2 protein-coding genes are annotated in these 4,718 nt (G+C 52.8%); both read left to right on the plus strand.

Annotation, left to right across the window (positions count from 1 at the left end; genetic code table 11):
• Positions 1-171 precede the first annotated feature (171 nt).
• On the plus strand, positions 172-3,915 hold the full coding sequence (locus HF854_RS12100) for a DUF3626 domain-containing protein (protein ID WP_168936509.1): 3,744 nt from the start codon (positions 172-174) through the stop codon (positions 3,913-3,915).
• A 68-nt stretch (positions 3,916-3,983) separates the two neighbouring features.
• Complete coding sequence (locus HF854_RS12105) at positions 3,984-4,439, plus strand: type III secretion system chaperone (protein ID WP_168936510.1); 456 nt, start codon at positions 3,984-3,986, stop codon at positions 4,437-4,439.
• The last annotated feature ends 279 nt before the right edge of the window (positions 4,440-4,718 follow it).

A 4,718-nucleotide genomic window follows, 5' to 3' on the forward strand; every position in this document is an offset into this window, starting at 1 on the left:
CATGATTCAAATAGCCATGGCAAGCATACTGCTGAAACGTTTCATTATTGATAAATGAGTTTCCAAACACGCTCTGAAGTTTCCAAACACGCTCTCATCAGCCCTCTTTATATTTTGGCACAATTTCTGCAATGGAAGGAAAAAGAATCCTAACAAAAAAAGGAAAATACTATGCCCTCACGTATCCAAGCCGCCCCTACCATCCAGCAACAGCTGGCATCACGCGGTATTACGGAAAAAACCGGTGTTTTCGGACAGCACAAGGTACAGCTGGGAACAGGTTCTCCCATTCGACTCGATAAGATTAAAGGCAACTCTGTTCCCTATCAAGGGTTCCGTACTGCCACCAAAATTGCCAGAGGACACGAAGGACTCGAAAAATCCTCCAGCAATACGCTGAATATTCTGGCCGCCCCCGGCACGCTCGATGCACGCAAGCTGCTTGCCGCGCTCAAAACCAATGGAAACTTTATGGAACGCCTGGATAAGCTCGGGCAGCTCACGGAAGCGCAGAAAGGCAACTCGCTCTGGTCGTTTGCCCCCGCCGTGGAAAAGCTGAGCAATACCGAACTGGCTGCCGTGTACCAGAACTTCACCTCTGCGGAGATGGATCTTTTGCAGACAGCCCTCCGCCACGAAGGCCTGAACAACCCCAAGGCTAACGACGCACGCCATGCGGCCTCTCAGCTCTTCGACCTTCAGGCCCTTGTTCTTAAGGAAATGAGCAACCGCGTTTCCAATGGTATGCTTGACGACCTTTCTGCCAAGGAACCGGAAAATGCCGCCAAATATGAGAACATGAGGCCCGCCTCCCTGAGCCGCCAATACGCCCAGAAAGACGTTCTTCCCACAGCGCATACCCATGACATCACCGCCGCCAACCTGCATACTCTGGCCAACGTAGCGGCAGAAAGTGCCACCCGGCGCGAAAACACGGCCACCGCAGAAACACAGAAGCTGTCTTCACGCGGGATCTCTGCCACACCCAAGGAAATGGGCGATCTTCTGCGCGAAAGCCCTCTGACCATCAATCTTCCTGCACGCCGCCTCCTGCGCGATAATTCCTTTATCCTTAACCCCGACCAGCCCATGCCCAATGCCTTCCACATACAGCAGCAGGGCACGATCAATAAAGGGGCAAGCTACATGCCCCGGCGCAACGAGACGGAAAAACTCCTCTTCCCCGAACTGAAAGGGCACGATGTTATTGCCGATGAACGCCCCGTGTACGGTGCCCTCAATACGCAAAGAGCCCAAAAAGGCCCCGCACAGCGCGACTATGGGCACTGTGTTATCGTCCTTAAACCAGAAGTAGCCAGGCGCGCCACCTTCATAGCGGAAGATACGTTCTACTCCCCCGCTATCAGCATCACGCCTGAGCGCAAGGAGGAGTTCTACAAACTGCTCGACGGCTCCGGCCTCCCTATAGAAACAGTCGTTGCCCTCAAAGACCCTGAGAGTGCGGAACACCGTGCTATGGAAACCTATTTAGATGGGGGGCTTAATGTCAAAGACGTGACGGCTACCTTCTTTAAGGATCCTCCTACGGAAACGGGCATTAGTGGCACTGTGAATAAGGATCTGTTCGCGGCTGTTGCTCTCCAGGCTTTTGGCGACAAGGCCGCCACGCGTTCCAAAGTAGCCTCGTACGACAACCTGGAATCCCTGCTCCCCAATCTCAATGACCTGAATGGAGCTATGCTGGCCCAGGGGGCAGAAAAACGCGCCCGCGGCGAAGACCCTTCCGTACGTCTGTCCATGAACTACATAGAAGCCCAGATACACGGGCCAATTATCCCCAGCCGCGATATTCAGGAGATCCGTGTGGACCTGGGCGAAGCTCCTGCAGGAGAAAGGATGCAGCTCATAGCCCGCATGGATACCTTCAGCCACTCTACGGGCGTTAAGGTTACCTACATCACCGATGAGCTCAACGAATGGGAAACAAGCCAGTCTTTGGGAACGTTTGAACTCACCGATCAGAACGAGGAGGAGCGCATTGACAATACCTTTGAAAGCGGTGTCCGATACTTTACCGATCATGTCCGCCAGGAAGTAAACGATGCTATAGAGGAAGGCCTGAACCATAATATTCAGAACCATATACGCTCCGCGCTCAATAATATGGATCTTACCCATCTCTTCCCCCAGGAAGGAGAAATTTTAAGAAGAAGTGCACTGACTCTCATCGCGAAAGCCATCCCCAGGCAGGTTCAAACGTACATGGCGACCCCCAGTAACGAGAACACAAGCCCTGAGAAGATTGCTGCTGACATCATCGAACGAGCGGCACAGCCTGTTCTTCGGAAAAAGGCTGATCTGCTCAACAAGCTGAATAACCTCCCCATGACTTCCGAACAGAGAGCCGCCTTCTCCCACTGGATACGCAGCTCTGATATCACGGATCCAGAAGAACTGCAGCTTACCTTCGATAACGCCCAGATACAGGCTGCAGCATTACAAACCATTGCCAAAGCAGATCCTCCGCTCTCTGCGGAAGAAACCTTCCGCACTCTGGCCAAAGCGGCACAGCTCACCGACGAACGTACTGACACCTATGCCAAAGGCAAAGATTATAGTGCCGAACAAAAGTTTGCCGCCAAGAATCGCGCCTCCTTCATGGCCTATTCCTTGATAAAGAACGGGATACCGCCTTTGAGCCAGGAACAGATGCGTGGCCTTTACGACCGGCTGCATTCTCCCGAAATGCTCTCAATGATAAGGCAGCTGAGAGGAATTGTCACCAACGAAGCCATCATGGCGGAGGTCAACGACTACGGCTTGCTCAATACCCTCTCCACAATGAGCATATTCCACCTTCAAAATGCGGAAAAAGAAGTCGGAGAAAAGGAAGTCGATATCGAATTTAACGCCAATCTCGCCCTTGTGCCTGAAAAAAACCGTGCCTTATTCCGCGAGGTTGCCCCGCAAACCATGGCCACCTTCGATAAGGCATATCCGGCATACTCGCCCTTCCCTGCTGCTGCCGTACCAGGCAGTATGCCCACTACTCACACGGCAAGGCGCGATTTCCTTGTCCGTCATATCAATGAGTATCTTTCCCATGAAAAGGGCTTTGACAGAGGCTCTTCCACCCATGGACGAGGCCACATCACCCGCGCCTTCATCTTTGCCTCGGTCATGTGCTCCATCCTGGAAGAACAAGGTATTCCCGTAGACCGTAATGCTGTACTCTGTGGTATTACAGGCTACGACGTCGGCCGCCAAGGCCCAGGTGTCGACAAATGGGAAAAGGACAGTGCCCAGACAACCGTGAAACTTATGAAGTCCGACTTCGGGCAGAATACCATGGGGCAGGACTACGAACAGGAAGTTATTGGCACTATAACCAAACACAGTACCACCGTAGAAGGTATGGTTTTAAAGGCAGCCGATGGCCTGGACATAGGCCGTACCAAAACCTTCGACCTCAACCGCATGCCTTTCCTGCGCGGCAAGGAAGGGGAAGACGTACCCGACGAAGTGAAAAAGCTGCGTGAAGGCCTGGCTAAGGAAGCCGATCTGCTCCAGCGCTTCACCGACCCGATGTGCCAGCACAGGGAAGAACTGAACAAGCTGATTATGGATATAACAACGACCGCCCCAGAGTCCCCGTTATACGAACAGCTTATAGAGCAAAAAGAAGCACTGCTCAAAAAAATCGCCGAGCTCTACGAAGCATCCTGGCCTAAGGAAACCGCTCAGGTCTCCGAAGACACGGGGGCTGACGGCCAGGCCGCGGCCAAAGATGCCGTTCAGTCTGCAAACATGGCGGATAACGCGCTGTTCGCCACAGGCATGGATGCCAACCAGCTCGAGGCGTACATGAATGCCAATGGGTTTGTAGAGAACATAGAAAAAATCATACAAACCCACAGTGACGAATTCCCCATTCTCTCGAAATACTACCGCTGAAACAGAGAAGGCCGTGCAGAACGGCCTTCCCGCCGGTGAAAGAATCAGCAATAAAAAAGGAGTCCACAATGGAATTGACCGCACTGTTTGAAGAGCTTGGAACATCCATGGGCATCGACCGCCTGACCTTCGATGCCGATGGGCAATGCTCCCTGCTTTTCGACGGCGAACATGAAGTAACCTTCCTGCATAACCAGGAAGACCATGCCCTGATCATGTATTGTGAATTGGGCAAACTCTCCGCACAGGCCGATGATATCTGCCGTGAACTCATGCAGGCTTCCCTGCTCGGAGCGGAAACAGGCGGAGCGGCCCTGTCTGTAGACAGTAGACTCGACGTTATTGTCCTCTGGAAACGCCACGATGAAAGCTTTGATTCCCTTCCCTTCTTGGAACAGGCTCTCAATGCCTTTCTCACGCAGGCCATTCAATGGAAGGCACGCCTTGGCCCAAAAAACGCCTCCCGTAGTGAAGAAAAGCCAATAGATTCCAATTTACTCAACAATTTCGACATGTTTGTCTGAAATTCCCGTTCGGCAAGATAAGGCCGGTGCCTTTTCCGGACGAGTCCTGCATCTGGTGGGGAGGAATACCTTTTCGGGCATTCCTCCGGAAACTACACCGGAAGACACCTAAGCGCGCTTCCTCGACGCCGGTCTCTTCCTTTCCATCCGGAGCTGAGAGCCGGTTCCTCTTCCGGGACCCGCCTGCTATTCCTGCCCGTCCTAAGAGAATGTCCGGCATACACCTTGCTATACCAGTTTTCTCCAAAGGATACAGGCCAAAACAAGGTAAAGTAGCCC

The sequence above is a fragment of the Desulfovibrio piger genome, from assembly GCF_012843875.1.
Lineage (GTDB): Bacteria > Desulfobacterota > Desulfovibrionia > Desulfovibrionales > Desulfovibrionaceae > Desulfovibrio.

Bases quoted from the DNA above. Each gene is read 5' to 3' on its own strand.
- HF854_RS12100 (WP_168936509.1), top strand. From the start codon at position 172: ATGCCCTCACGTATCCAAGCCGCCCCTACCATCCAGCAACAGCTGGCA.
- HF854_RS12105 (WP_168936510.1), top strand. From the start codon at position 3,984: ATGGAATTGACCGCACTGTTTGAAGAGCTTGGAACATCCATGGGCATC.